Origin of the sequence: Bacillus sp. NPDC060175 (assembly GCF_042728695.1) — a bacterium.
Taxonomy (GTDB): Bacteria; Bacillota; Bacilli; order Bacillales; family Bacillaceae_G; genus Bacillus_A.
In genome coordinates this window covers 150,318-176,350 of record NZ_JBHWYR010000001.1, presented here as the reverse complement: position 1 = coordinate 176,350, position 26,033 = coordinate 150,318, and the positions used below count along the sequence as shown (strand labels likewise).

28 protein-coding genes and 2 other annotated features are annotated in these 26,033 nt (G+C 37.9%); of the genes, 24 read left to right on the top strand and 4 right to left on the bottom strand.

The window, feature by feature from the left end; translation table 11 throughout:
* Window positions 1-6 precede the first annotated feature (6 nt).
* The 7 genes from ACFWDE_RS00985 (at window position 7) to ACFWDE_RS00955 (ending at window position 5,954) form a co-directional block, all read left to right on the top strand.
* Window positions 7-447 (top strand): D-tyrosyl-tRNA(Tyr) deacylase, encoded by a 441-nt coding sequence (locus tag ACFWDE_RS00985; RefSeq protein WP_377889419.1) that lies wholly within the window; start codon window positions 7-9, stop codon window positions 445-447.
* A 114-nt stretch (window positions 448-561) separates the two neighbouring features.
* Window positions 562-894, top strand: a complete 333-nt coding sequence (locus tag ACFWDE_RS00980) for a YrdB family protein (RefSeq protein WP_377889417.1) — start codon at window positions 562-564, stop codon at window positions 892-894.
* A 79-nt stretch (window positions 895-973) separates the two neighbouring features.
* Window positions 974-1,165, top strand: a complete 192-nt coding sequence (locus tag ACFWDE_RS00975; RefSeq protein ID WP_219920372.1) for a damage-inducible protein DinB — start codon at window positions 974-976, stop codon at window positions 1,163-1,165.
* A gap of 84 nt (window positions 1,166-1,249) precedes the next feature.
* Entirely contained in the window at window positions 1,250-1,426 is a 177-nt protein-coding gene (locus ACFWDE_RS00970; RefSeq protein ID WP_001242605.1) for a hypothetical protein, read from the top strand.
* A gap of 54 nt (window positions 1,427-1,480) precedes the next feature.
* Window positions 1,481-1,711 (top strand) — a binding site (T-box leader).
* Window positions 1,712-1,780: 69 nt separating this feature from the next.
* Window positions 1,781-3,052 (top strand): histidine--tRNA ligase, encoded by a 1,272-nt coding sequence (gene hisS, locus ACFWDE_RS00965; RefSeq protein WP_002145627.1) that lies wholly within the window; start codon window positions 1,781-1,783, stop codon window positions 3,050-3,052.
* 12 nt (window positions 3,053-3,064) lie between these two features.
* A complete protein-coding gene (aspS, locus tag ACFWDE_RS00960) occupies window positions 3,065-4,840 on the top strand; it encodes an aspartate--tRNA ligase (RefSeq protein ID WP_377889414.1) in 1,776 nt (591 codons plus the stop codon).
* Window positions 4,841-5,186: 346 nt separating this feature from the next.
* Window positions 5,187-5,954, top strand: a complete 768-nt coding sequence (locus tag ACFWDE_RS00955) for a tRNA threonylcarbamoyladenosine dehydratase (RefSeq protein WP_000903181.1) — start codon at window positions 5,187-5,189, stop codon at window positions 5,952-5,954.
* A gap of 158 nt (window positions 5,955-6,112) precedes the next feature.
* On the opposite strand, the gene ACFWDE_RS00950 is transcribed toward ACFWDE_RS00955, so the two are convergent.
* A complete protein-coding gene (locus tag ACFWDE_RS00950; protein ID WP_016106217.1) occupies window positions 6,113-6,754 on the bottom strand; it encodes an RsfA family transcriptional regulator in 642 nt (213 codons plus the stop codon).
* Window positions 6,755-6,791: 37 nt separating this feature from the next.
* On the bottom strand, window positions 6,792-8,078 hold the full coding sequence (locus ACFWDE_RS00945) for a replication-associated recombination protein A (protein ID WP_002111985.1): 1,287 nt from the start codon (window positions 8,076-8,078) through the stop codon (window positions 6,792-6,794).
* Window positions 8,079-8,474: 396 nt separating this feature from the next.
* Here ACFWDE_RS00945 and cymR point away from each other — a divergent pair, with 396 nt between their 5' ends.
* The 7 genes from cymR to ACFWDE_RS00910 all read left to right on the top strand — a co-directional run bounded on the left by cymR (window position 8,475) and on the right by ACFWDE_RS00910 (window position 14,881).
* The gene (gene cymR, locus ACFWDE_RS00940; protein ID WP_000704117.1) at window positions 8,475-8,891 is read left to right on the top strand and encodes a cysteine metabolism transcriptional regulator CymR; all 417 of its coding nucleotides are present in this window, start codon (window positions 8,475-8,477) and stop codon (window positions 8,889-8,891) included.
* A gap of 35 nt (window positions 8,892-8,926) precedes the next feature.
* Window positions 8,927-10,072, top strand: a complete 1,146-nt coding sequence (locus tag ACFWDE_RS00935; RefSeq protein ID WP_002199286.1) for a cysteine desulfurase family protein — start codon at window positions 8,927-8,929, stop codon at window positions 10,070-10,072.
* 16 nt (window positions 10,073-10,088) lie between these two features.
* Window positions 10,089-11,204 carry a tRNA 2-thiouridine(34) synthase MnmA gene (gene mnmA, locus ACFWDE_RS00930; RefSeq protein WP_002160392.1) on the top strand — a complete coding sequence of 372 codons (1,116 nt, stop codon included), beginning with the start codon at window positions 10,089-10,091 and terminating at the stop codon, window positions 11,202-11,204.
* Window positions 11,205-11,314: 110 nt separating this feature from the next.
* The gene (locus ACFWDE_RS00925) at window positions 11,315-11,974 is read left to right on the top strand and encodes a tetratricopeptide repeat protein (RefSeq protein WP_002160393.1); all 660 of its coding nucleotides are present in this window, start codon (window positions 11,315-11,317) and stop codon (window positions 11,972-11,974) included.
* Window positions 11,975-12,081: 107 nt separating this feature from the next.
* Complete coding sequence (gene recD2 / locus ACFWDE_RS00920; RefSeq protein WP_002111980.1) at window positions 12,082-14,418, top strand: SF1B family DNA helicase RecD2; 2,337 nt, start codon at window positions 12,082-12,084, stop codon at window positions 14,416-14,418.
* A 127-nt stretch (window positions 14,419-14,545) separates the two neighbouring features.
* Window positions 14,546-14,734, top strand: coding sequence for a hypothetical protein (locus tag ACFWDE_RS00915; RefSeq protein ID WP_377889409.1), 189 nt, complete (start codon window positions 14,546-14,548; stop codon window positions 14,732-14,734).
* A gap of 18 nt (window positions 14,735-14,752) precedes the next feature.
* Entirely contained in the window at window positions 14,753-14,881 is a 129-nt protein-coding gene (locus tag ACFWDE_RS00910) for a YrzQ family protein (RefSeq protein ID WP_002015286.1), read from the top strand.
* A gap of 36 nt (window positions 14,882-14,917) precedes the next feature.
* Here ACFWDE_RS00910 and ACFWDE_RS00905 read toward each other — a convergent pair whose 3' ends face one another.
* Entirely contained in the window at window positions 14,918-15,130 is a 213-nt protein-coding gene (locus ACFWDE_RS00905) for a hypothetical protein (protein ID WP_002015285.1), read from the bottom strand.
* A 176-nt stretch (window positions 15,131-15,306) separates the two neighbouring features.
* On the opposite strand from ACFWDE_RS00905, the gene ACFWDE_RS00900 reads away from it, so the two are divergent.
* The gene (locus tag ACFWDE_RS00900) at window positions 15,307-16,374 is read left to right on the top strand and encodes an AI-2E family transporter (protein WP_002138436.1); all 1,068 of its coding nucleotides are present in this window, start codon (window positions 15,307-15,309) and stop codon (window positions 16,372-16,374) included.
* A 40-nt stretch (window positions 16,375-16,414) separates the two neighbouring features.
* On the opposite strand, the gene ACFWDE_RS00895 is transcribed toward ACFWDE_RS00900, so the two are convergent.
* On the bottom strand, window positions 16,415-16,759 hold the full coding sequence (locus ACFWDE_RS00895) for a PH domain-containing protein (RefSeq protein WP_377889406.1): 345 nt from the start codon (window positions 16,757-16,759) through the stop codon (window positions 16,415-16,417).
* A gap of 237 nt (window positions 16,760-16,996) precedes the next feature.
* Window positions 16,997-17,215: a binding site (T-box leader), on the top strand.
* 41 nt (window positions 17,216-17,256) lie between these two features.
* Between ACFWDE_RS00895 and alaS the strand changes: the two genes are divergently transcribed.
* The 9 genes from alaS to udk all read left to right on the top strand — a co-directional run bounded on the left by alaS (window position 17,257) and on the right by udk (window position 26,013).
* Window positions 17,257-19,899 (top strand): alanine--tRNA ligase, encoded by a 2,643-nt coding sequence (alaS, locus tag ACFWDE_RS00890; protein WP_002145639.1) that lies wholly within the window; start codon window positions 17,257-17,259, stop codon window positions 19,897-19,899.
* A gap of 78 nt (window positions 19,900-19,977) precedes the next feature.
* On the top strand, window positions 19,978-20,244 hold the full coding sequence (locus tag ACFWDE_RS00885; RefSeq protein ID WP_377889404.1) for an IreB family regulatory phosphoprotein: 267 nt from the start codon (window positions 19,978-19,980) through the stop codon (window positions 20,242-20,244).
* 3 nt (window positions 20,245-20,247) lie between these two features.
* On the top strand, window positions 20,248-20,661 hold the full coding sequence (gene ruvX / locus ACFWDE_RS00880) for a Holliday junction resolvase RuvX (RefSeq protein ID WP_001221205.1): 414 nt from the start codon (window positions 20,248-20,250) through the stop codon (window positions 20,659-20,661).
* A 12-nt stretch (window positions 20,662-20,673) separates the two neighbouring features.
* Complete coding sequence (locus ACFWDE_RS00875) at window positions 20,674-20,952, top strand: DUF1292 domain-containing protein (RefSeq protein ID WP_002111975.1); 279 nt, start codon at window positions 20,674-20,676, stop codon at window positions 20,950-20,952.
* 241 nt (window positions 20,953-21,193) lie between these two features.
* Complete coding sequence (mltG, locus tag ACFWDE_RS00870; RefSeq protein ID WP_377889401.1) at window positions 21,194-22,264, top strand: endolytic transglycosylase MltG; 1,071 nt, start codon at window positions 21,194-21,196, stop codon at window positions 22,262-22,264.
* Between the two features lie 215 nt (window positions 22,265-22,479).
* Window positions 22,480-23,121 (top strand): O-methyltransferase, encoded by a 642-nt coding sequence (locus ACFWDE_RS00865; RefSeq protein ID WP_002122686.1) that lies wholly within the window; start codon window positions 22,480-22,482, stop codon window positions 23,119-23,121.
* A 7-nt stretch (window positions 23,122-23,128) separates the two neighbouring features.
* Window positions 23,129-24,058, top strand: a complete 930-nt coding sequence (locus ACFWDE_RS00860) for a peptidase U32 family protein (RefSeq protein WP_377889399.1) — start codon at window positions 23,129-23,131, stop codon at window positions 24,056-24,058.
* An 18-nt stretch (window positions 24,059-24,076) separates the two neighbouring features.
* Window positions 24,077-25,357 carry a peptidase U32 family protein gene (locus tag ACFWDE_RS00855; RefSeq protein ID WP_264539204.1) on the top strand — a complete coding sequence of 427 codons (1,281 nt, stop codon included), beginning with the start codon at window positions 24,077-24,079 and terminating at the stop codon, window positions 25,355-25,357.
* A 17-nt stretch (window positions 25,358-25,374) separates the two neighbouring features.
* On the top strand, window positions 25,375-26,013 hold the full coding sequence (udk, locus tag ACFWDE_RS00850) for a uridine kinase (protein ID WP_375369585.1): 639 nt from the start codon (window positions 25,375-25,377) through the stop codon (window positions 26,011-26,013).
* Window positions 26,014-26,033 lie beyond the last annotated feature (20 nt).

The window sequence follows — 26,033 nt, the reverse complement described above, 5'->3', positions numbered from 1 at the left end:
GAAAAGATGAGAGTTGTTTTGCAACGATCAAAGGAAGCGTCTGTCACAGTAGATGGTGAGATTGTAGGACAAATTCCATTCGGTTTAACATTACTAGTTGGCATTACGCATGAAGATACAGAAAAAGATGCAACTTATATTGCAGAAAAAATTGCAAACCTACGTATTTTTGAAGATGAGAGCGGAAAGATGAACCACTCTGTACTTGATGTAGAAGGACAAGTTCTATCTATTTCGCAATTTACATTATACGGAGATTGCCGCAAGGGAAGACGGCCAAACTTTATGGATGCTGCGAAACCTGAATACGCAGAGCGTTTATACGATTTCTTTAATGAAGAAGTTCGTAAGCAAGGATTACATGTAGAAACAGGGAAGTTCGGAGCAATGATGGAAGTTTCTTTAATCAATGATGGTCCGGTGACCTTAATTGTAGAAAGTAAATAGTGTTGCCGGGGAAGAGAGGATTATATGATCCTCTCTTTTTTATACTTTGTTGTATGTTTTGTTCATTTATCATAGGATTAATTTGAAGGTAATAAAAGGAAAAGAAGGTGTAGCATGCTTCAAGAATTCAATATAGCTTTACGTTTTATGCTAGAGTTATGTGTTCTTGGGATTGTTGGGTACTGGGGATTTCGAGTAGGAACAATAACGGCTATAAAAATTACACTTGCGATTATTCTTCCGATTATTGTTGCTGTCATATGGGCGTTATTTGGAGCACCACATGCAGAATGGGAAGTACAAGGTATATTGCATGCACTGTTAGAAATTATCGTGTTTGGAATAGGTGTTGCAGCGTTGTATCATTTGAAGCATCCTATGCTGGCGAGCGGACTGGCTATTATTATTGTTGTAAATCGAATATTAATGTTTATTTGGAATCAATAGCTCGGGTCATTAAGTATATAGTATAATGTGAAAAATGGTAAAAGTATTTGAATGTATGTGTGGAAAGGGGAGAGAGTATATGAATTGGTCAATCTTTAAAGATTTGAAGTTTTCATTGCGATTGAGCTTAGCTATTCTTTTACATGCATTAGGAGTTACTTTCGCAGTGTTAAGTTACAGTACTTGGGTAGTATTTGTAATTGCAGCAATGGTTGTAACATTATTTATGATTCAAAGAGCGGATTACTTATATAAGAGTAGTATGGAATAACGTTATTTGTTTGTACGTATAACTAACTCATCAATATGGAACAATAAAAAGTAAAACATCCATATTGAATGTGAGGGATATAGTATGCGTATGAATGAAAAAGGGCATTCTGTTACAAATGGTGCAAATCAACTGTTTAACGTGAATTTTCATGATTTTATTTCAAAAGAGCAAAACAATACTTCAATGGAACTTGCTTCTGAGTTCGGAATTTCTCTTCAAGATGTAAAGCGTCTAAAGAAGCAGATTGAACGCTCTTAGAGCACTTGACAATCCTACTCAACAAACGTATAGTAATTTTATATTTACATATGAATATAACCGTTGATAGAGAAGAGTAAATGAGACACACATGGAAAGAGAAGAAATGTCTTAGGCTGAAAACATTTCTACATGATGACTGATTGAATGACACTCTGTAGGTTTCAACTTGAACAGCGTATATGCTTAGTAGAGATGAACGCATATTTAAGCGTTATTAAAAAAGTGGAAGCATACGTGCTTCAATTAGGGTGGCACCACGGGTATAATACTCTCGTCCCTACTGTTTAAACAGTAGAGACGGGAGTTTTTTTATTTTTATTAAGATTAAAACAATTTGAGGAGGAACTGAATATGTCTATTCAAATCCCACGCGGAACGCAAGATATCCTTCCGGGTAGCGTTGAGTTATGGCAGTATATCGAAGGGCAAGCGCGCGACATTTGCCGTCGTTACAATTATAAAGAAATTCGTACACCAATTTTTGAGCACACAGAGCTATTTTTACGTGGTGTTGGTGATACGACAGATATCGTACAAAAAGAAATGTATTCATTCCAAGACCGTGGAGAGCGTAGTTTAACATTACGTCCAGAAGGTACTGCACCTGTTGTACGTTCTTACGTTGAAAACAAAATGTTCGGTGATGCAACGCAACCAACAAAATTATACTATATCGGCCAAATGTTCCGTTATGAAAGACCACAAGCAGGTCGCTATCGTCAATTCGTACAATTCGGTATTGAAGCAATTGGTAGTAACGATCCAGCAATTGATGCAGAAGTAATTGCACTTGCTGTAGAGTTTTACCGCGGTATGGGCTTGAAAAATATTAAAGTTGTATTAAATAGCTTAGGTGATGCAGCGAGTCGTCAAGCACACCGTGATGCGTTAATTGCTCACTTTGAGCCGCGCATCGGAGAATTCTGTTCTGATTGTCAATCTCGCTTAGAAAAAAACCCTCTTCGTATTTTAGACTGTAAGAAGGACCGTAATCATGAATTAATGAGCACGGCACCATCTATTACAGAATACTTAAACGAAGATTCAGCAGTATACTACGATAAAGTACAAGAACTACTAACGATGATGGATGTTCCATTTGAGAAAGATCCGAATTTAGTACGTGGTTTAGACTACTACCAACACACTGTTTTTGAAATTATGAGTGAGGCAGAAGGTTTCGGTGCTATCACAACATTAAGTGGCGGTGGCCGTTATAACGGACTTGTACAAGAAATCGGTGGACCGGAAATGCCAGGTATCGGTTTTGCGATGAGTATTGAGCGTTTAATTATGGCGCTGAAGGCTGAAAATATTGAGTTACCAATTGAACATAGTATTGATTGTTACGTTGTAGCACTTGGTGAAAAAGCGAAAGACCAAGCTGCGAAAATTGCGTTTGATCTTCGTAAAGCTGGACTAGCAGTTGAAAAAGATTATTTAGATCGCAAAATGAAAGCACAATTTAAATCTGCAGATCGTTTAAATGCGAAATACGTAGCTGTATTAGGGGAAGATGAGCTAGATAAAGGCATCATTAACTTAAAAGATATGGCAACAGGCGGACAAGAAGAAGTAGCGTTAGATGTATTTGCTTCATATGTAGCAGAGAAATTAATATAGGGGGAACTTAAAGTGGCTGAAAGAACACATGCATGCGGAAAAGTAACAGTAGAAGCGGTTGGACAAACAGTTCAATTAAAAGGTTGGGTACAAAAACGCCGTGATTTAGGTGGATTAATCTTTATCGACTTACGTGACCGTACAGGCATCGTACAAGTTGTATTTAATCCAGAAACATCAAAAGAAGCGTTAGAAGTAGCAGAAACGATTCGTAGCGAATACGTATTACACGTAGAAGGTACAGTTGTTGAACGTGGTGAAGGCGCAATTAATGATAATATGGCAACTGGTCGTATTGAAGTACAAGCATCGAAAGTAAACGTATTAAACGCAGCGAAAACAACGCCAATCATTATTGCTGATGATACAGATGCATCAGAAGATGTGCGTTTAAAATATCGTTACTTAGACTTACGTCGTCCTGCAATGTTCAACACATTCAAAATGCGTCATGACGTAACGAAAACAATTCGTAACTTCTTAGATACAGAAGAGTTCTTAGAAGTTGAAACACCAATTTTAACGAAGAGCACGCCAGAAGGAGCTCGCGACTATTTAGTACCAAGCCGTGTGCATGATGGTGAATTTTATGCATTACCTCAATCTCCGCAGCTATTTAAACAGCTTCTTATGGTCGGTGGATTTGAGCGTTACTATCAAGTAGCACGTTGTTTCCGTGACGAAGATTTACGTGCGGACCGTCAACCGGAATTCACGCAAATTGATATCGAGGCATCATTCTTAACACAAGATGAAATTTTAGAAATGATGGAGCGTATGATGACGAAAGTCATGAAGGATGCAAAAGGTGTAGAAGTTAGTGCACCATTCCCTCGTATGAAATATGCTGATGCAATGGCTCGCTTTGGTTCTGATAAGCCGGATACACGCTTTGAAATGGAACTAAAAGACCTATCTGAATTTGCAGTAGGTTGTGGATTTAAAGTATTTACAAGTGCTGTAGAAAACGGCGGACAAGTAAAAGCGATTAACGCAAAAGGTGCAGCGAGCAAATACTCTCGTAAAGACATCGATGCATTAACTGAATTCGCAAAAGTATACGGTGCAAAAGGTCTAGCTTGGCTTAAAGTTGAAGAAGACGGCTTAAAAGGACCGATTGCGAAATTCTTCGGTGAAGAAGATGCAAACGTGTTAATGAGTACATTAGAAGCGGATGCTGGTGACTTATTACTATTCGTAGCAGATAAGAAGAGCGTTGTTGCAGATAGTTTAGGTGCACTTCGTTTACGTTTAGGTAAAGAACTTGAGCTAATTGACGAAAGTAAATTTAACTTCCTATGGGTAACTGATTGGCCACTTCTTGAGTACGATGAAGATGCAGATCGTTACTTCGCAGCTCATCATCCATTCACAATGCCATTCCGTGAAGATGTTGAACTATTAGAAACAGCACCAGAAAAAGCACGTGCACAAGCATATGACCTTGTATTAAACGGTTATGAGCTTGGTGGTGGATCACTTCGTATTTACGAGCGTGACGTACAAGAAAAAATGTTCAAAGCACTTGGATTCTCACAAGAAGAAGCACAAGAACAATTCGGATTCTTATTAGAAGCATTCGAATACGGTACACCACCACATGGCGGAATCGCATTAGGTTTAGACCGTCTTGTTATGTTACTTGCAGGTCGTACGAACCTTCGTGATACAATTGCATTCCCGAAAACAGCAAGCGCAAGCTGCTTATTAACAGAAGCTCCAAGCCCAGTTGCAGAAGCACAGCTTGAAGAACTGAACTTGAAGTTGAACGTGAAAGAAGAGAAGTAAGAATAGAGTCTAGATGGTTATACTATAGCCGTCTAGACTTTTTTTATAGAGGAAGTTTTAAAAGTCCGGTTTAGATAACCGTCGCATTTCATCGTTACGTATGCTAGTCCGGTGCTCGAGTAGTATCCCCTACACTGTGCTCCTCCTAGCATAAGTGCTGCTCGGTTCTCTGAATCCTCCTTTTTAAACGTATATTGAAGAGGTTGTTTAAAAAGTCCGGTTTACATTATGTTTTCCTTGTTTGAAATATGTATTTTTAGGAATTCTATAACTTTTTCTATACAAATAGTCGGAAAAACGCTAGAATACATGGTAGACCATTTTTGTAATAGGAGTGTAGAGCTGAATGTTACATCAATTTTCACGTAATGAATTAGCCTTCGGAAAAGAAGGCCTTGAAATATTAAAAAATAGTACAGTCGGTATTTTAGGAATTGGCGGCGTAGGGTCATTTTCGGCAGAAGCGCTAGCACGTTCTGGCGTAGGACGTCTTGTATTAGTTGATAAAGACGTTGTAGATATTACAAACGTAAACCGTCAAATTCACGCGTTAGTATCTACTGTAGGACGTTCAAAAGTAGAATTAATGAAAGAGCGTATTGCGGACATTAATCCGGAATGTGAAGTAATTGGACTAGAGATGTTTTATACAGATGAAACATATGAAGAGTTCTTTAAACACGGTTTAGATTTCGTAGTAGATGCATCTGATACGATTACGTTCAAAATTCATTTAATTAAACAATGTTTACGTCGTAAAATTAAAATTATCTCATGTATGGGTGCGGCAAATAAAATGGACCCAACTCGTTTCCGTATTGCGGACATTTCAAAAACACATACAGATCCAATTGCGAAAGTAATTCGTACGAAGCTTCGTAAAGATGGTATTAAAAAAGGTGTAAAAGTTGTCTTCTCTGACGAAAACCCAATCGTAATTCGTGAGGAAGTACGTAAAGAAATCGTACCAGACGAAAATGCAAAAATTCGTAAAGCGAAATTACCACCTTCTTCAAATGCATTCGTACCATCTGTGGCAGGCTTAATTATGGCAAGTCACGTTGTACGTGAACGTATTAAAAACGTAGAAGTGAAGCGTGTAGGGCAAGAATAAAAAGGAAGCATATATCCGCCTAGGGTATATGCTTTTTGTATGTTTTAAAGAAATATTGATGTCGAATTGTTAATATAATTTCATTTACTGTGGTGCTGTTTCACCAAGGGGAAAATAAACAGGGATGTCACTAAGTTGAAAAAGTGACATCCCTGTTTTTAGTTTTCTGCAGAATATATAATATCTAAATTTCCATTTTGGTCGGTTTTGAAAATCGGAGCAATTTGCTCTTCTTGTTCTTCGACCGAAACAAGTTTTCGAGCACGATCCATAATTCTAACAAGCATTGCATAATCTTCTTCGATTGCTTGTTGTTTTTTTGTGAGAACAGCTAATTTTGCTTCAAGTTCATTATTCGTTTTTTGCAGGGAAGTGAGCTGATCTTGTAATACGTCATTTTCAGTTTGTAACTTTGCGAGTGAAGGGTTATTGTGCTCCAAGTTTTGCAAAAATGAGATGACATTTTGCATTGTAAGATCTTGTTTATTTGGGGCAATATCTTCTGAAAACTCGGCATCGATTACGAGCTGCCGAGTTTGTGTGAACTGCTCTTTTTCTATTTTAGCTTCCGAACGCTTTAATTCTTTACGTTGTTTTTTTGCAATTTGCACCGCATCTTCATAATATGGTCTTACTTCAGCATTCCATCTAAAGCCACAAGCTGCTGAAGTTCGGTTTAATGTATCACCAACTTCATCGAATGCTTTTATTTGTGTACTTCCGCTGCGAATATGTCGTAAAACAGTTTCTGCTAAAAGGAGATCGTCTTCTTTTGTCCATGCATCTTGACGTGTTTTCATAAGCGAAGCCTCCGTAATGGTGACGTTTTCGCTTATATTACCCTTTATTCTTCATTTTATGCGAACTTTGTAATCTTTCATAAACAGTAGAAAGTGCTTGTTCAAATTTCCCTGTCGTTTTCGGTTTGTAATATTGCTTGTTTTTAATTTTATCAGGTAAGTATTGTTGTTGTACCCACCCGTTTGGATGATCGTGTGGATATAAGTATCCGATGCCTCTTCCTAACGATTCGGCTCCTTTATAATGACTATCTTTTAAATGACTTGGAATATCGCCTGTTTGGCCATTACGTAAATCGTGTAGTGCGGCATCGAGTGCTTTATAGGCCGAATTTGATTTCGGTGATAGACAAAGTTCAATAACAGCATTTGCAAGTGGTATGCGTGCCTCTGGGAAGCCGACCCGTTCAGCTGATTCAATCGCTGCAAGTGTACGTTGTCCAGCTTGTGGGCTAGCAAGTCCGATATCTTCATATGCCATAATAAGCAGACGTCTACCGATGCTTTGTAAGTCACCAGCTTCAATAAGACGTGCTAAATAATGAAGTGCGGCGTTCACATCACTTCCACGTACTGATTTTTGAAAAGCAGATAAAACGTCATAGTGAGCATCGCCACCTTTGTCGTGAACGAAACTCTTTTTCTGTAAGCATTCTTCTGCGATTTCAAGTGTAATTTCCGCGGCTTTGTCGTCAGTTGTAAAGCTAGATAAAACAGCTAGTTCAAGTGCATTATAAGCTGAGCGCATATCTCCGCCTGACGCATTTGCAAAGTGATGTAATGCTTCATCCGTAACAGTTACATCATATTCCCCAAGCCCTTTTTCTTTATCTTCAAGCGCTCGTTTTAAGCCAATTAAAATATCATCTTCTGTTAATGCGTGTAATTCGAAGATTTGACAACGACTTCGAATAGCAGAATTGATAGCATGGAACGGATTGCTTGTCGTTGCACCAATTAAAGTAAGAAGTCCGCTTTCTAAATGGGGTAATAGAAAGTCTTGCTTTGCTTTGTCTAGCCTATGAACTTCATCCAAAATTAAAACGAGGTGCCGATGCATCTTCGCTTCTTGTACGACAACTTCCATATCTTTTTTATTATGAGTAACAGCGTTTAAGAGGCGAAACGGGGTTCCAGTGCTTCCTGCAATTGCGCTAGCGATTGATGTTTTTCCTGTGCCTGGAGGACCATATAAAATCATTGATTGAAAATGATTTGCTTGGACCATTCGCCATAAAATCTTGCCTTCACCAACTAAATGCTGTTGTCCGATAATTTCTTGAATATTTGTAGGGCGCATTCGATGTGCGAGTGGTTGTTTCATTTGACCCTCTCCCTTAATGTATAATCTCATTCTATCGTATCATTTTTTTTTTTATGAAATTTGAAATAGGATGCTGTTTTGTGGGAAAAATGAATATTAATATTTTCATTTTTCTTTCAATTGTAATAATTTCCGAGTTTTTCAATGTGATTTTATGTTATCATTTTGATACACAAGTTGAAATTTCTTATAATACTATATTATGCTATAATTTCATAGGATTTTAAATTGTGTTTTTTTATAAAGTGAAACTTTAATCAGTGGGGGTTTTGTTCATCCCCCACCTAACTTCTTTGCTCCAGCCGAATTTTGAGGTGGGAGTTTTACTGCCCGCAAATAGCGGGATAAATAAGATATAACCAATAGAAGTGAAAATTTGAAATGAGGTGCAAATAGATGAAGATTTCAACGAAAGGCCGCTACGGCTTAACAATTATGATCGACCTTGCAAAAAAGTTTGGTGAAGGCCCAATTTCATTAAAATCAATTGCGCAGGCACATGACCTATCTGAGCATTATTTAGAGCAATTAATTTCACCACTTCGTAACGCTCGTCTTGTAAAGAGTACGCGCGGGGCATATGGCGGATATGTATTATCTGATCAGCCAGTCAACATTACAGCTGGAGATGTAATCCGTGTACTAGAGGGTCCAATTAGTGTTGTAGAAATGATAGAAGAAGAAGAACCAGCACAACGCCAATTATGGATGCGTGTTCGTGATGCGGTGCAAGAAGTATTAGATAGTACAACTTTAGAAGATTTAGTACGTTATGAGGAAGAAAATCACGGGGGCTATATGTTTTACATTTAATTCCTTGTGAAACGATTTGGAAAGAAGGAGATTTAATGGAACGCATTTACTTAGATCATGCTGCGACATCTCCGACTCACCCAGAAGTGGTCGAAAAGATGATTCCATATATGACAGAAACATTTGGAAACCCGTCTAGTATTCACTTTTATGGGCGTCAAACGCGCCATGCGGTAGATGAGGCGAGACGTGTGTGTGCACGTAGCATTCACGCGAGTCCAAATGAAATTATATTCACGAGCGGTGGTACAGAAGCTGATAATTTAGCACTTATAGGTGTAGCGCGCGCGAATCGTCACAAAGGCAACCACATTATTACAACGCAAATTGAACATCATGCGATTTTGCATACGTGTGAATTGTTAGAGCGTGAAGGATTTGAAGTGACGTATTTACCTGTTGATGAAACAGGGCGTGTTCAAGTTTCTGACATACAAAAGGCACTAACGGAAGAGACGATTCTTGTATCTATTATGTTCGGGAATAATGAAGTAGGGACAATGCAACCAATTGCGGAAATAGGTAAGCTGTTAAAAGAACATCAAGCTTATTTCCACACAGATGCTGTACAAGCCTACGGTTTATTATCGATTGATGTGAAAGAATTTGGAATTGATTTATTATCAATTTCAGCTCACAAAATTAACGGACCAAAAGGTGTCGGGTTCCTATATGCTGGTGCAAATGTGAAGTTTGAACCGTTATTAATAGGCGGAGAGCAAGAAAGAAAACGCCGTGCTGGTACTGAAAATGTACCTAGTATTGCCGGACTTCAGCAAGCAATTTTGCTAGCTGAACAAACTCGTGAGCAAAAAAATGCCCAATATGAAGAGTTTAAAGATATAATGGTATCTGTCTTCAAAAATGAAGACATTACTTTCGAGGTAAACGGAAACTTGGAATATCGCTTACCACATGTGTTGAATGTAAGTTTTACAGGAATGAATATTGAACCATTTCTTGTAAACTTAGACTTAGCTGGCATTGCAGTATCAAGTGGTTCTGCTTGTACAGCTGGTTCGATTGATCCATCACATGTATTAGTGGCGATGTTCGGAAAAGACTCCGATCAAATACGTTCATCCGTACGCTTTAGTTTCGGTCTTGGAAATACGAAAGAGCAAATTGAAAAAGCGGCGTACGAAACAGTGAAAATCGTGAAGCGATTAACACAAAATTAGCATGGGAGGTGACATGATGAACAAACTACCTCACGAAACACGCGTTGTCATCGGGATGTCCGGTGGCGTCGATTCATCTGTAGCAGCTCTTTTATTAAAAGAGCAAGGTTATGATGTAATCGGAATTTTTATGAAAAACTGGGATGATACAGATGCAAATGGTGTCTGCACAGCAACAGAAGATTACAATGATGTAATTGAAGTGTGTAACCAAATCGGCATTCCGTATTATGCAGTAAACTTTGAAAAACAATACTGGGATAAAGTATTTACGTACTTTTTAGATGAGTACCGAGCTGGTCGTACACCAAACCCAGATGTAATGTGTAACAAAGAAATTAAATTTAAAGCATTTTTAGAGCATGCAATTGCACTTGGTGCTGATTATGTAGCAACAGGTCATTATGCACGCGTTGCTTATATGGACGGCGAATATAAAATGCTTCGCGGCGTTGATGACAATAAAGATCAAACATATTTCTTAAATCAATTAAGCCAAGAGCAACTATCAAAAACAATGTTCCCATTAGGTGAATTAAAGAAACCACAAATTCGCGAAATGGCGACAGAAGCTGGTTTAGCGACAGCGGCGAAGAAAGATAGTACTGGTATTTGCTTCATCGGTGAGCGTAACTTTAAAGATTTCTTAAGTAACTATTTACCGGCGCAACCAGGTGTGATGCAAACATTATCTGGTGAAGTGAAAGGGAAACATGATGGTTTAATGTACTATACAATTGGACAACGTCATGGCCTTGGTATTGGTGGTAATGGTGATCCATGGTTTGCTGTTGGGAAAAACTTGAAAGAAAACATTTTATATGTTGACCAAGGATTCCATAACGAACTTCTGTATGGTGATGAAGTTATTGCTACGAATGTAGGCTGGGTAAGTAATAAAGCGAAGGAAAAAGAATTTACGTGTACAGCGAAATTCCGTTATCGTCAAGCAGACAATAAAGTAACGGTTCAAATCGTTGATGAAAATACAGTTCGTATTCTTTGTGATGAGCCAATTCGTGCGATTACGCCAGGCCAAGCAGTTGTTTTCTATGATGGAGATGAGTGCTTAGGCGGCGCTACAATTGATGAAGTATATCACAGTGGTAAGAAATTAGATTATTTAGGATAACACGAGAAGCCTCTGCCGATTAGCGGTTAGAGGTTTCTTTTACATAAAGCGAATTTTTGTTCGCTTGGAAAATACATTCTTTGTTATAATTTGTTGTAGAGGTGAAGGATATGTCAAACAAACTTGAAACAGGTATTAAATATATGCAAGAAGGAAACTGGGAAGAAGCAGCTGAAAATTTCACAGAAGCAATCGAAGAAAATCCGAAAGATGCGCTTGGATACATTAACTTTGCGAATTTATTAGATGTATTAGGTGATAGTGAGCGAGCAATTTTATTTTATAAACGTGCAGTAGAATTAGATGGTAAATCTGCGGCTGCTTATTATGGATTAGGAAATGTATATTACGGTCAAGAGCAATTTGCAGAGGCAAAGGCTGTATTTGAACAAGCGATGCAAGCGGGATTACAATCAGCTGACGTAACATTTATGTTAGGTATCACACATGTACAACTTGGAAATGATCGTCTTGCACTTCCATTTTTACAAAGAGCAACTGAATTAGATGAAAATGATGTAGAAGCTGTTTTCCAATGCGGACTTTGCTTCGCGCGACTAGAACATATTCAAGAGGCAAAACCTTATTTTGAAAAGGTATTAGAAATGGATGAAGAGCATGCAGATGCGTATTATAATTTAGGTGTTGCGTACGTATTCGAAGAAAATAACGAGAAAGCTCTTACTTTATTTAAGAAAGCGACTGAAATTCAAGCAGACCACTTTTTAGCTGGTAATGGTATTCGTTTATTAGAGCAAGAGGCTGAATAAAGTGAAATTATAGTTTAATGCGCAGTTACCCCTCATCTAAAGATTGTGAAAGAGGTGGGGGATGTACTGCTCATTAAAGTGAAAAGAACTCGGAAAGGAGAGGAAATATGGGAAATCAACATGCAATGGATTTGTTTGAGGAAGAGAAAAAATTTATAAAAGCGCAAGTTCTTCATACCATTTTCCACAACGAAGAAAACCTCTATTCCGTTGTCAGTATGAAAGTCATTGAAACGAATGAAACATACGATGAAAAAAAAGTAATGATAAACGGTCATTTTCCCCGTATGCATGAAGATGAAGTGTTTACATTAACAGGTCACTTTAAAGACCACCCAAAGTATGGAAAACAATATTTAGTTGAAACGTTTAAAAAAGAACTGCCACAAACAAAAGCAGGTATGGTGCAATATTTAGCGAGCGATTTATTTAAAGGGATTGGAAAGCGTACAGCCGAAAAAATCGTGGACCATCTCGGTGAGCATGCGATTTCTAAAATTATGGATGATCCTGATGCGCTAAATGGTGTTGTAAACAAGCAAAAAGCGCAGGAAATATATGAGACGATTATTGAGCATCAAGGGCTCGAGAAAGTGATGAGTTTTTTAAATGGTTACGGTTTTGGAACAAAACTTTCTATTAAAATTTATCAGCAATATAAAGAGATGACATTAGAAGTGATTCGTAATAATCCGTATAAACTTATTGAAGAAGTGGACGGAATTGGATTTGGAAGAGCAGATGATATAGGGCGTGCAATCGGAATAACGGGCAATCACGACGACCGTGTACGTGCAGGGTGTTTTTATACGTTAGAGAATATTTCATTACAACTCGGTCACGTGTATATGGAAAAAGGTCAGCTTGTAAGAGAAACGATGTCACTTTTAAATAATCAAGAAGGCAGAGTGACTGAGGAAGATATTGTAGGCTGCGTTGAAATGATGCAAAGCGAAGGGAAAGTCATTATAGAAGAAGAGCGAGTGTATTTAGCTTCTTTATTCTATTCTGAGAAAGGCGTTGTAAAGTCAATTCGTCGTCTTATGAATCAAGAAGAAACCCCTGCATTCCCTGAAGCAGAAGTGTTAAAAACATTAGGAGAAATTGAAGAACAGCTAAAGGTGCAGTATGCGCCGCTTCAGCAAGAAGCAGTTCAAACTGCACTTCATAAGCCGATGATGCTATTAACAGGTGGACCAGGAACGGGGAAAACAACAGTTATTAAAGGGATTGTTGAAATGTATGCATCACTTCACGGAGTATCATTAAATCCGAATGAATATAGTGATGATAATCCATTTCCGATTTTATTAACGGCTCCAACTGGAAGAGCAGCGAAGCGAATGAGTGAATCGACGGGGCTTCCGGCGTGCACAATTCATCGTCTACTCGGTTGGACGCCAGAAGGGTCTTTCCAGCGTAATGAAACCGATCCAGTACAAGGAAAGTTACTCATTATTGATGAGTTTTCAATGGTTGACATTTGGCTTGCAAATCAGCTGTTTAAGTCGCTTCCGACAAATATTCAAGTTATCGTTGTAGGTGATGAAGATCAGTTGCCATCTGTAGGACCTGGACAAGTGCTAAAAGACTTATTGAATGCAGGTGCAGTTCCAACGGTCAAGCTTACAGAAATTTATCGTCAAGCGGAAGGGTCATCTGTTATTCAGCTTGCCCATGCGATAAAAGGTGGTGCGCTTCCGCCAGATTTAGCACAAAATAAAAAGGATCGTTCCTTTATTTCTTGTACAGGCGCTCAAATCGTTGAAGTTGTAAAAAAAGTATGTGAAAATGCCAAGACAAAAGGATTTAGCGCAAGAGATGTACAAGTGTTGGCACCTATGTACCGCGGACCAGCAGGTATTAATGTGTTAAATGAAGCTCTCCAAGAAGTGTTTAATCCGAAAAGGGAAAAAAGTAAAGAAATTGCCTACGGTGACGTTGTATACCGCAGAGGAGATAAAGTACTGCAACTCGTCAATCAGCCGGAAAGCCAAGTGTTTAATGGTGATATCGGAGAAATCGTTTCGGTGTTTTATGCGAAAGAAAACGTTGAGCAACAAGATATGATTATCGTTTCATTTGACGGGATTGAAGTAACGTATACAAAGCCAGATTTAAATCAAATTACACATGCATATTGCTGCTCGATTCATAAATCACAAGGTAGTGAATTTCCGATTGTTATTATGCCGATTGTAAAAAGCTATAACCGTATGTTACGTCGTAATTTAATTTACACGGGTATTACAAGGAGTAAGAAATTCCTTATTATTTGCGGGGAGGAAGCAGCTTTTCAATCCGGTGTAAATCGCCTTGATGATGCAATGCGTCAAACGACTTTAGCTGGTCGATTGCAAGAATCACAAGGCGAAGTGCAAATGGTGACGGTTAATGGTGAAGAAATGGATGTGGAAAACATTTCACCGTATGATTTCATGTAACAAGGTGAAATTATATAGTGAAACTTTCAAACGTATAACGTTGAAAGGCTCTAGCAATGTATAAATGAATGCAGTTTGGACATAATGGCGAATAGAATCTGGGAGACTGTAAGGAGATGAAAGCCATATGTTCAGTTGTCCAAATTGCAAAGGGAAAGACATCGGAAAAATAGGTGTCAACCAATTTTATTGCTGGAGTTGTTATATCGAATTATCGGTTTCAAAGGGGAAAATCCATACACATCAAGTAGAGGAAGATGGTTCATTAAGCTCTCTTGATGATTTATTTGATGATAATGAAAGAACGATCGGATAACGAAAAGGGGGATTTACTTTGAATCTACGCAATTCATTAATCGCATTAGGTGTTGGAGCTGCAGCATATCAATATGCTCGCAAACAAGATGTATTCTCAAAACGCAATGTAAAAAAAGCACGTAAGATGATTAAGTCTTATTTATAAGGCGTAAAAAACTCCCTTCATGATAAGGGAGTTTTTTTATGCGCTTGTATGCAAATATAAAAGTCCGATTTCAGAGAAGAGATAAGATAAACCGTAACATCCAACGCCAAGCATTCCATAATGCCATAAGTGCTTCGCTCTTTCTTTTCGCGAGGAACGAATAAAGAAGCCTTTCCAAATACCAAACCCGATACAAATCCATTCAAGAAGCATAAAAAGTGCGGATAATGCAAGCATAAATAAGATCATTATGAGCCCTCCTGATTATATTTTGACATTTTGTATTTTCAGGGGTGGTTGTCCTTATTATGTTAAATATATGTACGTCTTTAAAAAACAGTATGGTCTGTATAAAAAGATTTTAAAACTTTTGCACATAACCTAACCTATTTATTTTCAAAATAAAGGTGGAGGAGGTTTTTCGTGTGAAGAATCTTAAAATCATTTGGATATATCGTTTAGGATTATTGTTACTCGTTTTTCTTTGTTTGCTCGTCTTTTTGAAAATTAAGCCACTATGGGCACCGATTATTTTTGTATTTAAAGTGGCGATCACACCGTTCCTTATTGCTTGTTTTATTGCTTATTTATTACACCCTTTAATTGAAAAAATCCATAAGGAAGGAATGCCACGCACACTTGCTATTTTGCTCATTTATATTCTTTTCTTTGGCGGAATTGGCTATGGGATTTATAAAGGAACGCCAGTTGTTATTAAACAGTTACAAGAAATTAATGAACAATTTCCGCAGTTTACAAAAATGTACGATTCTTGGATGGATGGAGTTACAGAACAAACAGCGAATTTCCCATCATTTATTCATGAAAAGGTAAAGCAAATTTTTGTTGGTGTAGAAATGAAGATACAAACGCTTTTAAATAAAGTTATGAGCACAGCACGTGGTGTACTGGATTCATTGCTCATTATTTTCTTAATTCCGTTCATTGTATTTTACATATTAAAAGATTACGGTGAGTTTTATCATATTTTTTGGAAACTAGTTCCGAGTAAGTGGCGTAGTACGGGTCAAATGCTTGCGAAAGAAATTGATAAGTCACTCGGAAGTTATATTCGAGGACAGTTATTTGTTTGCTTAGTATTAGGGGGAGTATCTGTTCTTTCTTTTTGGTTTATCGGTATGAAATATCCGTTATTACTCGGTATTATTATTGGGGTAACGGATATAATCCCTTACTTTGGTCCTATTTTAGGGGCGATCCCGACGTTGATGATTGCGGCAACGGTATCAACGAGTTTACTCATTAAGGCGGGGATTACGATTGCTATTTTGCAATTTTTGGAAAGTAACATTTTATCGCCTTACATCGTTGGTAAGTCGCTTCGTATGCACCCTGTGATCATTATGTTTGCGTTACTAGTAGGGGGAGAAGTTGCGGGGATTGTAGGATTACTAATATCGGTTCCTATTTTAGCGGTCATTCGGACAGTGGTCGTTCATGTGAGGCCTCTTTGGAAAAGAGAAGATATTTAATATGAAGCCCTCTATTTATGATAGAGGGCTAATAATATGGTTATTTAGGGAGTTGTTCTTTTATTTGCTGAACAATCCCGCTCACATCATTTGTTTGAATATGTTTTATTCTTTTCCATTCCGTATCATACATGAATACAATTTGATTATTGAAAAGGCGTTTTTGTTCTTTGAGATTAGAAATTTTTGCGAAAGAGTACTCTTCAAATATTGGGTTTTTGCTTAAATCTGGCCCGAAAAAGAAGAGCCTTTTATTTGTTAAGATTAGCAGGCCTGGTCTTGCGACGGAACGATATATAAATATATCTAATGAACACGCTGTGTAAAACAATATAGTTTCGTCCGTAGTTAACATGCTTTTAGCTTCGTTCAATAAGGTTGTCATTGTGATCGCTCCTTTATTATTAATAATTTAATTATAACAAAAAATGTAATATTCAGAAACTTGTATAAGGTGTTTTTTATGAGGAGATTCCTATTTGGTAATAAATGCATAATATATGAAAAGGCTGTTAAGAATGAATAGTAGAATAACTATGATTAATAGGCAATTGATACAATATAAATGATTATCTACATTGACAAACTTAAGAGAATTCTATTATATTTAGTCATATAATACATTAAATCAATGACGGAATAAGTATGTTACAGTCCATTTATAGAGAGAAGCTTCCAATGGCTGAAAGAAGCTTTAAATGAAGGGTAACAGAAAGCTAATCCTGAGAGCAGCTAATCACTGCCGTCTTGCCACGTTACGGCACCATGAGGTGATGAATTGATTGTTATAATAATCAATTCATAATTAGGGTGGTATCGCGAGTTAACTCTCGTCCCTTTTATTAGGGGCGGGAGTTTTTTATATTTAAGGAGGAAAATACAATGAAACAACTAACAGGCGCACAAATTCGTCAAATGTTTTTAGACTTTTTCCAAGAAAAAGGACATGCAGTAGAACCAAGTGCATCACTAGTTCCGCACGAGGATCCATCTCTTCTATGGATTAATAGTGGTGTAGCGACATTAAAGAAATATTTTGACGGACGTGTAATCCCGCAAAACCCACGTATTACAAATGCACAAAAATCAATTCGTACAAACGATATTGAAAACGTTGGGAAAACGGCTCGTCACCATACATTCTTTGAAATGTTAGGGAACTTCTCAATCGGTGATTACTTCAAAGAAGAAGCAATTACTTGGGCTTGGGAATTTCTAACGAGTGACAAGTGGATCGGATTCGATAAAGAATTACTATCTGTTACAATTCATCCGGAAGATGAAGAAGCATTCACAATTTGGAATGAGAAAATGGGTGTTCCAAAAGAACGCATCATCCGTTTAGAAGAAAACTTCTGGGATATCGGTGAAGGACCAAGTGGACCGAATACAGAGATTTTCTATGACCGCGGTGAAGCTTACGGTAATGACTTTAGTGACCCAGAATTATATCCGGGCGGAGAAAACGAGCGTTACTTAGAAGTATGGAACCTTGTATTCTCTCAATTTAACCATAACCCAGACGGTTCATATACGCCGCTTCCTAAGAAAAACATCGATACAGGGATGGGTCTAGAGCGTATGACATCTATCGTTCAGGATGTACCTACGAATTTTGATACAGACCTATTCATGCCGATGATTGGGGCGACAGAATCAATTTCTGGCGAGAAGTATCGTAATGGTGACTTAGAAAAAGATATGGCATTTAAAGTAATTGCTGACCATATTCGCACAGTAACATTTGCGGTTGGTGATGGAGCACTTCCTTCTAACGAAGGCCGTGGTTATGTATTACGTCGTTTATTACGCCGCGCTGTTCGTTACTCGAAAAAATTAAATATCAACCGTCCATTCATGTTTGAATTAGTACCGGTTGTTGGAGAAGTAATGAAAGACTTCTATCCAGAAGTACTTGAAAAGAAAGATTTCATCGCAAAAGTTGTGAAGAATGAAGAAGAGCGTTTCCATGAAACACTTCATGATGGTGAATCAATTTTAGCTGAAGTAATTGCAAAAGCGAAAGAAGAAAAAATAACTGTTATTTCTGGCGTAGATGCTTTCCGTCTATACGACACGTACGGTTTCCCGATTGAATTAACAGAAGAATATGCAGAAGAAGCTGGTATGACAGTTGATCAAGCAGGCTTTGAGAATGAAATGGAGAAACAACGTGAGCGTGCACGTGCTGCTCGTCAAGACGTTGATTCTATGCAAGTTCAAGGCGGTGTACTTGGTGAAGTTAAAGTAGCGAGCGAATTCGTTGGTTACGGTACAGTTGCAACAGAAAGTAACGTTGTTGCACTTGTGAAAAATGGTGAGTACACAGATAGCCTACAAGCAGGTGAAGAAGGACAATTAATGCTTGATGTAACGCCATTCTACGCTGAGAGCGGTGGGCAAATTGCAGACCGTGGTTATCTTCTTGCTGACGGCGTGAAAGTTCTTGTAAAAGACGTACAAAAAGCACCAAATGGTCAAAACTTACACAAAGTTGTTGTTGAAGAAGGTACATTGACGAAAGAAGCGGCTGTAAAAGCTCTTATCGATACGAAAAACCGTAGTAGCGTTGTGAAAAACCATACAGCAACTCACTTACTGCACCAAGCATTAAAAGATGTACTTGGAACGCATGTTAACCAAGCGGGTTCTCTTGTAACATCTGAACGTTTACGTTTTGACTTCTCTCACTTCGGTCAAGTACAAGCTGACGAATTAGAAAAAATTGAGCGTATCGTAAACGAAAAAATTTGGCAAAGTATTGATGTTGCGATTTCTCAAAAAGCAATCGAAGAAGCGAAAGAAATGGGTGCAATGGCATTATTCGGTGAAAAATACGGTGATGTTGTACGCGTTGTACAAGTAGGCGATTACAGCTTAGAGCTTTGCGGTGGTTGTCACGTTGATAACACAGCTTCTATCGGTATTTTCAAAATCGTTGCTGAATCTGGTATCGGTGCAGGAACACGTCGTATTGAGGCGGTAACTGGTAAATCTGCATACGAATTAATGAACGATCAAGTAGGTTTATTAAAAGAAGCAGCAGGAAAAATGAAAACAAATCCGAAAGATATTTTAACAAGAGTTGATGGTTTATTTGCTGAAGTAAAACAACTTCAAAAAGAAAACGAATCTCTTGCTGCGAAATTAAGCAATATCGAAGCTGGAAACTTAACTGATTCAGTAATGACAGTTGATGGTGTGAACGTATTAGCGGCGAAAGTAAATGTTGCAGATATGAACAATTTACGTACAATGATGGATGACCTTAAAAATAAATTAGAGTCTGCAGTTGTTGTATTAGTGTCTGTAAATGACGATAAAGTAAATATTTTAGCTGGCGTAACGAAAGATTTAATTAGTCAAGGTTACCATGCGGGTAAACTTGTGAAAGAAGTAGCTTCTCGTTGTGGAGGCGGTGGTGGTGGCCGTCCTGACATGGCTCAAGCAGGTGGTAAAAACCCAGCGCAAGTTGAGGAAGCTTTAGCATTTGTACAAGAGTACGTTAAATCTGTTTCAAAATAAAGAGATAGTAGTGTACAATGGTAGGGAGAGGAGAAGTTCTTCTCCCTATACTTACTACTTACAAGTGAGGTGCTTGAAATGGACGGTTTTGATAAAACAATGAAGTTTAGCATTCAAGATGAAAAGCAGAGTGTCCATGTAAATGATGTACTTTTAACTGTGTATAATGCACTTCAAGAAAAAGGTTATAATCCGATTAACCAAATCGTCGGTTATTTATTAAGTGGAGATCCAGCATACATACCTCGCCATAAAGATGCACGAAGCGTCATTCGCAAGCTTGAACGTGATGAGTTAATTGAAGAACTTGTGAAGTCTTACTTGAAACATCATCGTGAGGAGTAGTTTATGCGGATATTAGGTTTAGATGTTGGTACTAAAACAGTCGGTGTTGCAATGAGCGATGAAATGGGCTGGACAGCACAAGGACTGGAAACAATCAGGATTAACGAAGAACGAGGCTACTTTGGTTTTGACCGTATTTCTGAGTTGGTAAAACAGTACAATGTGGACAAAATAGTAGTAGGTTTACCTAAAAATATGAATGGTACAATTGGCCCGCGTGGTGAAGCGTGCCAACAATTTGCAGAAAACCTGCGAAATCTGTTACAATTAGAAGTTGTAATGTGGGACGAGCGTTTGTCGACGATGGCAGCGGAACGTCTGCTCATTTCAGCTGATGTGAGCCGTAAGAAGCGAAAGCAAGTAATCGATAAGATGGCTGCAGTCGTAATCTTACAAGGATTTCTAGATAGTAAATAAGAGGTGACCAAAATGGAAGAAAATCAAATTACAATTGTAGACGAAAAAGGAAACGAACATTTATGTGAAATTATTTTCACTTTTGATGCTGAAAAATTCGGCAAAAAATCTTACGTAGTCTTCTCTCCAATCGGTGAAGTAGACGAAGATGGAGACCAAATCTTCGATGCAATGGCATACGAGCAAAGTGAAGAAGAGGGCGGAACATTACTTTCAATTGAATCTGAAGAAGAGTGGGAAATGGTACAAGAAATGTTTAACACTCTTGCTGATGAGCAAGACGAAGAGTAGTAATGTATAAAAAGGCGGACTGTGTACACAGTTCGCCTTTTTTGTATTCATATGCAAAATGACAGATTTTTTGTCGAAACTACTTAATTGTTTATAGTATAATAAGACGGGTTGTATGAAATGAGGCTTTAAATGAGTAGCTGTCACCAATTATTTAGAAATGGTTGGTTTTGCTTTATGTTTGTAGGGCATTGTATAGAGGAAGTGTATAGGGTCTACAATTAAATAAGGAGGAAGAATTTTGGTAGAGAATCAAGTGAAGAAGAAGCGTAGACGCATCTTTTTATTTTCGATTATCGCACTGCTTTTAGTTTGTGGATCAGTCTATGCGTATATTTCATCTGCATTAGGACCAGTTGATAGTGGAAATAAAAAAGAGATTGAAGTAGAGATTCCAAAGGGGTCATCTACAAGTAAAATCGGTGAGATTTTAGAAGAAAAAGGTGCTGTGAACAGCGGTACAGTTTTTAGTTTTTATACGAAAGTTAAATCGAAAAGCTTACAAGCAGGTACATATTTATTAAATCCTTCGATGAATGCTAACGATGTCATTGAACAAATGTCAACTGGCAACGTACATCGTCCGGCTCTTTATAAAGTGACGATTAAAGAAGGAGCGCAAGTAACTGAAATTGCTGAAGTGATTGCGACAGAATTAAAGTGGAATAAAGATGATGTTGTGCGTCAATTAAACGATAAAGCATTTATTCAAAAAATGCAGCAAAAGTATCCGAAGCTATTAACGGATAAAATTTTTGATAGTAATATTAAATATCCATTAGAAGGTTATTTATATCCTGCGACGTATTCGTTCTATAAGAAAGATACGACATTAGAAGAAATCGTAATTCCGATGCTTGAGAAAACGAATGCAATCATTGTTCAAAATGAGGCGAAAATGAAAGCGAAGAACTGGGATGTTCATCAACTTCTCACGTTGTCTTCACTTATTGAAGAAGAGGCCACTGGCTTTACAGATCGCCAGAAAATCTCTAGTGTTTTCTATAATCGTTTAGCGAAAGGTATGCCGCTTCAAACGGATCCGACGGTACTATACGCGCTTGGAAAGCATAAACAACGTGTATTATACGAAGACTTGAAAGTAAACTCACCGTACAATACGTATGTTGTGAAAGGGTTGCCAGTTGGACCGATTGCAAACTCTGGTAAACATTCAGTGGAAGCAGCGTTAGATCCTGCGCAAACAGATTATTATTATTTCTTAGCTGCACCAAGTGGTGAAGTGTATTATGCGAAAACATTAGAAGAACATAATGCATTAAAGCAAAAATACATTACGAAAAAACAATGAAATCGGGAGGGGTAGCGAAAAAGGTCGCACATCCCTCTTTTTTGTGGTAAAATGTATCGGGTTAAAAACTGGCAGAAGAATCGTTTTTAATATCAAAACGGGACGTACAAGCTAAGGGTGAAACTGGCTTGTATTTTTATTGCATTCTATGTGTGAAAAGACAAAGATTGGCGCGTCATAGAGGCACTTCTCCATGTAAATAAGGAGGACCAATTATGGAGGATGCAGTTAACGAGTACCTATTATCATTTATTGATCCAAAAGATAAATTAATTCTTGAAATGGAAGAGTATGCAACTGAAAACCATGTGCCGATTATGGATCGACTTGGAATGGAGTTTATGCTGCAATTTTTACGTTTAATTGGACCGGAAAGTATTTTAGAACTTGGAACAGCAATCGGTTATTCTAGTATTCGTATGATGCAAGCTATTCCGAACTCTCGTATTGTGACAGTAGAGCGCAATCGTGAACGATATGAAAAGGCACTTGAATATATAGAATGTTCCCCAGTAACAGACCGTATTTCTGTTATTTACGGTGATGCTTTAGAAACGGGCGAACAAGTGAAAGAACATGGAACATTTGATGTTATTTTTATTGATGCAGCGAAAGGGCAGTATCGTCGCTTTTTTGACTTATACGAACCGTTATTAAATCCTGGTGGCGTTATTATTTCAGATAACGTTATGTACCATGGTCTTGTGACGACAAAAGAGAAAATTGAAAATAGACGTACGCGTGGTTTGATTCGTCGTATTAAGACGTACAATGAATGGCTTATGAACCATGAAGGATATGATACAACGATTTTCCCAATTGGTGATGGAGTGGCTGTAAGTAAAAAGAGAGGGTGACAAAAGTATGAAGAAACCTGAATTGTTAGTAACGCCTAGAGCGGTGGCGGATATTGAACCTCTTGTGAAAGCAGGGGCAGATGCAGTAATGGTTGGTGAACAAAAGTTTGGTTTACGTTTGGCAGGAGAGTTTTCACGTGAAGATGTGAAACAAGCTGTAAACATTGCACATGAAAATGGTGTGAAAGTATACGTTGCAATGAATGCGATGTTCCACAATGATAAAGTGGAAGAATTAACGGACTACGTTGCCTTTTTAAATGAGGTAAATGTAGATGCGATTGTTTTCGGAGATCCAGCGGTATTAATGGCTGTTCGTGAAGTTGCACCAAACATGCAACTTCACTGGAATACAGAAACGACAGCGACAAACTGGTTTACTTGTAACTATTGGGGGCAAAGAGGCGCGAAACGCGCTGTATTAGCTCGTGAGCTTAGCTTAGATGAAATTGCTGAATTAAAAGAAAATGCTGAAGTGGAACTTGAAGTACAAATTCACGGTATGACTTGTATGTTCCAATCGAAGCGTTCACTAGTAGGAAACTACTTTGAGTATCAAGGGCGTAATCTCGACATCGAAAAGAAAAAGTATGAAGAGAATATGTTCTTATACGACCCAGAACGTAATAACAAATATCCAATTTATGAAGATGAAAACGGTACTCACATTATGAGTCCAAATGATATTTGTTTCATCGATGAGTTAGAGGAACTAATCGATGCTGAAGTCGATAGCTTAAAAATTGATGGTGTCCTAAAAAGTTCTGAATACATTATTGAGGTAACGAAGAAATATCGTAAAGCGATTGATTTATGTGTAGAAGATCGTGATGCGTATTATGACGTGAAAGATGATTTATTGAAAGAGATAGAAGAAATGCAACCAGTAAATCGTCCGTTAGATACAGGATTCTTCTTTAAAGAAACGGTTTACTAAACGAGGAGGGTGTAGGAAATGGCTGTACAAGAAATTTCACGAGTGATCGATGGCAAACGCGTTATTGTGAAAAAACCTGAACTGTTAATCCCCGCGGGTAACTTAGAAAAATTAAAAGTAGCTATCCATTATGGGGCAGATGCTGTATATTTAGGTGGACAAGAATTTGGTCTTCGTTCTAATGCAGGTAACTTTACGCTGGAAGACATGGCAGAAGGCGTTGAATTTGCAAAGAAATATGGAGCAAAAATATACGTAACAACAAATATTTTTGCACATAATGAAAATATGGATGGGCTAGAGGAATATTTAAAAGGGATTGAAAAAGCTGGCGTAACGGGAATTATCGTTGCCGATCCGCTTATTATTGAGACATGTAAACGTGTAGCGCCTTCTGTTGAGGTGCATTTAAGTACACAACAATCACTATCCAACTGGAAAGCAGCACAGTATTGGAAAGAAGAAGGTTTACATCGTCTTGTATTAGCTCGTGAAGCAAGCTATGAAGAAATGAAAGAAATTAAAGAAAAAGTTGATATTGAAATTGAAGCATTCGTCCATGGTGCAATGTGTATCGCGTATTCAGGGAGATGTACATTAAGTAACCATATGACAGCGCGTGACTCTAACCGTGGTGGTTGTTGTCAATCTTGCCGCTGGGATTATGATTTAGTTCAAACGGTATCACAACATAAAGATGCAAAAGAGCTTCCTCTATTCCAAGAAGAAGATGCTCACTTTGCGATGAGCCCAAAAGATTTAAATTTAATCTTATCAATTCCGAAAATGATTGAAATTGGAATTGATAGCTTAAAAGTTGAAGGACGTATGAAATCTATCCATTACGTAGCGACTGTAGCAACTGTATATCGTAAAGTAATTGATGCGTATTGTGCGGATCCGGATAACTTTGAGTTTAAACAAGAATGGTTAGATGAGCTTGATAAATGTGCAAATCGTGATACAGCTCCTGCATTCTTTGAAGGGGTTCCAGGACATCAAGAGCAAATGTTTGGAAATCATAGTAAGAAAACAACGTATGATTTTGCTGGTTTAGTGTTAGATTATAATGAAGAAACGGGCATTGTAACGCTTGAGCAACGTAATCACTTCAAACCAGGACATGAAGTGGAGTTCTTTGGACCAGAAATAGAAAACTTTACGCAAACGGTGGAGAAAATTTGGGATGAGGATGGAAACGAATTAGATGCAGCGAGACATCCGTTGCAAATCGTGAAATTCAAAGTGGATCAACCAGTGTATGTGAATAATATGATGCGCAAAAACATACTTCAATAAGAAAGAGTGGTAGTCGAATGGGGACGAATAAGCCTGTTGTAATTGGAATCGCTGGTGGTTCAGGATCAGGAAAAACAAGTGTAACGAAAGCGATTTTTGACCATTTTAAAGGTCATTCCATTTTAATCTTGGAGCAAGATTATTATTACAAAGATCAAAGCCATTTACCAATGGAAGAACGTTTAAAAACGAATTACGATCATCCGTTAGCGTTTGATAATGATTTGTTAATTGAACATTTGCATCAGTTACTTGCATATGAGCAAGTGGAAAAGCCTATATATGACTATACATTGCATACGCGCTCAGAAAAAATTATTCCAGTTGAGCCGAAAGATGTAATCATTTTAGAAGGAATTCTTATTTTAGAAGACCCGCGTCTTTGTGAGTTAATGGATATTAAGTTGTTTGTTGATACAGATGCAGACCTTCGTATTTTACGCCGCATGCAGCGCGATATTGAAGAGCGCGGTCGTACAATGGATTCAGTTATTGACCAATACGTAAACGTTGTACGTCCAATGCATAATCAATTTATTGAGCCTTCTAAGAAATTCGCGGATATTATTATCCCTGAAGGTGGACAAAATCATGTTGCAATTGATATTATGGTGACAAAAATTGCAACAATTCTTGAACAAAAAGTAAATTTGTAATAGCATAGTAAAAGATATAC

Coding starts and splice junctions, on each gene's coding strand:
- ACFWDE_RS00985 (WP_377889419.1), top strand. CDS start 7: ATGAGAGTTGTTTTGCAACGATCAAAGGAAGCGTCTGTCACAGTAGAT.
- ACFWDE_RS00980 (WP_377889417.1), top strand. CDS start 562: ATGCTTCAAGAATTCAATATAGCTTTACGTTTTATGCTAGAGTTATGT.
- ACFWDE_RS00975 (WP_219920372.1), top strand. CDS start 974: ATGAATTGGTCAATCTTTAAAGATTTGAAGTTTTCATTGCGATTGAGC.
- ACFWDE_RS00970 (WP_001242605.1), top strand. CDS start 1,250: ATGCGTATGAATGAAAAAGGGCATTCTGTTACAAATGGTGCAAATCAA.
- hisS (WP_002145627.1), top strand. CDS start 1,781: ATGTCTATTCAAATCCCACGCGGAACGCAAGATATCCTTCCGGGTAGC.
- ACFWDE_RS00955 (WP_000903181.1), top strand. CDS start 5,187: ATGTTACATCAATTTTCACGTAATGAATTAGCCTTCGGAAAAGAAGGC.
- ACFWDE_RS00950 (WP_016106217.1), bottom strand. CDS start 6,754: ATGAAAACACGTCAAGATGCATGGACAAAAGAAGACGATCTCCTTTTA.
- ACFWDE_RS00945 (WP_002111985.1), bottom strand. CDS start 8,078: ATGAAACAACCACTCGCACATCGAATGCGCCCTACAAATATTCAAGAA.
- cymR (WP_000704117.1), top strand. CDS start 8,475: ATGAAGATTTCAACGAAAGGCCGCTACGGCTTAACAATTATGATCGAC.
- ACFWDE_RS00935 (WP_002199286.1), top strand. CDS start 8,927: ATGGAACGCATTTACTTAGATCATGCTGCGACATCTCCGACTCACCCA.
- mnmA (WP_002160392.1), top strand. CDS start 10,089: ATGAACAAACTACCTCACGAAACACGCGTTGTCATCGGGATGTCCGGT.
- ACFWDE_RS00925 (WP_002160393.1), top strand. CDS start 11,315: ATGTCAAACAAACTTGAAACAGGTATTAAATATATGCAAGAAGGAAAC.
- recD2 (WP_002111980.1), top strand. CDS start 12,082: ATGGGAAATCAACATGCAATGGATTTGTTTGAGGAAGAGAAAAAATTT.
- ACFWDE_RS00915 (WP_377889409.1), top strand. CDS start 14,546: ATGTTCAGTTGTCCAAATTGCAAAGGGAAAGACATCGGAAAAATAGGT.
- ACFWDE_RS00905 (WP_002015285.1), bottom strand. CDS start 15,130: ATGATCTTATTTATGCTTGCATTATCCGCACTTTTTATGCTTCTTGAA.
- ACFWDE_RS00895 (WP_377889406.1), bottom strand. CDS start 16,759: ATGACAACCTTATTGAACGAAGCTAAAAGCATGTTAACTACGGACGAA.
- alaS (WP_002145639.1), top strand. CDS start 17,257: ATGAAACAACTAACAGGCGCACAAATTCGTCAAATGTTTTTAGACTTT.
- ACFWDE_RS00885 (WP_377889404.1), top strand. CDS start 19,978: ATGGACGGTTTTGATAAAACAATGAAGTTTAGCATTCAAGATGAAAAG.
- ruvX (WP_001221205.1), top strand. CDS start 20,248: ATGCGGATATTAGGTTTAGATGTTGGTACTAAAACAGTCGGTGTTGCA.
- ACFWDE_RS00875 (WP_002111975.1), top strand. CDS start 20,674: ATGGAAGAAAATCAAATTACAATTGTAGACGAAAAAGGAAACGAACAT.
- ACFWDE_RS00865 (WP_002122686.1), top strand. CDS start 22,480: ATGGAGGATGCAGTTAACGAGTACCTATTATCATTTATTGATCCAAAA.
- ACFWDE_RS00860 (WP_377889399.1), top strand. CDS start 23,129: ATGAAGAAACCTGAATTGTTAGTAACGCCTAGAGCGGTGGCGGATATT.
- ACFWDE_RS00855 (WP_264539204.1), top strand. CDS start 24,077: ATGGCTGTACAAGAAATTTCACGAGTGATCGATGGCAAACGCGTTATT.
- udk (WP_375369585.1), top strand. CDS start 25,375: ATGGGGACGAATAAGCCTGTTGTAATTGGAATCGCTGGTGGTTCAGGA.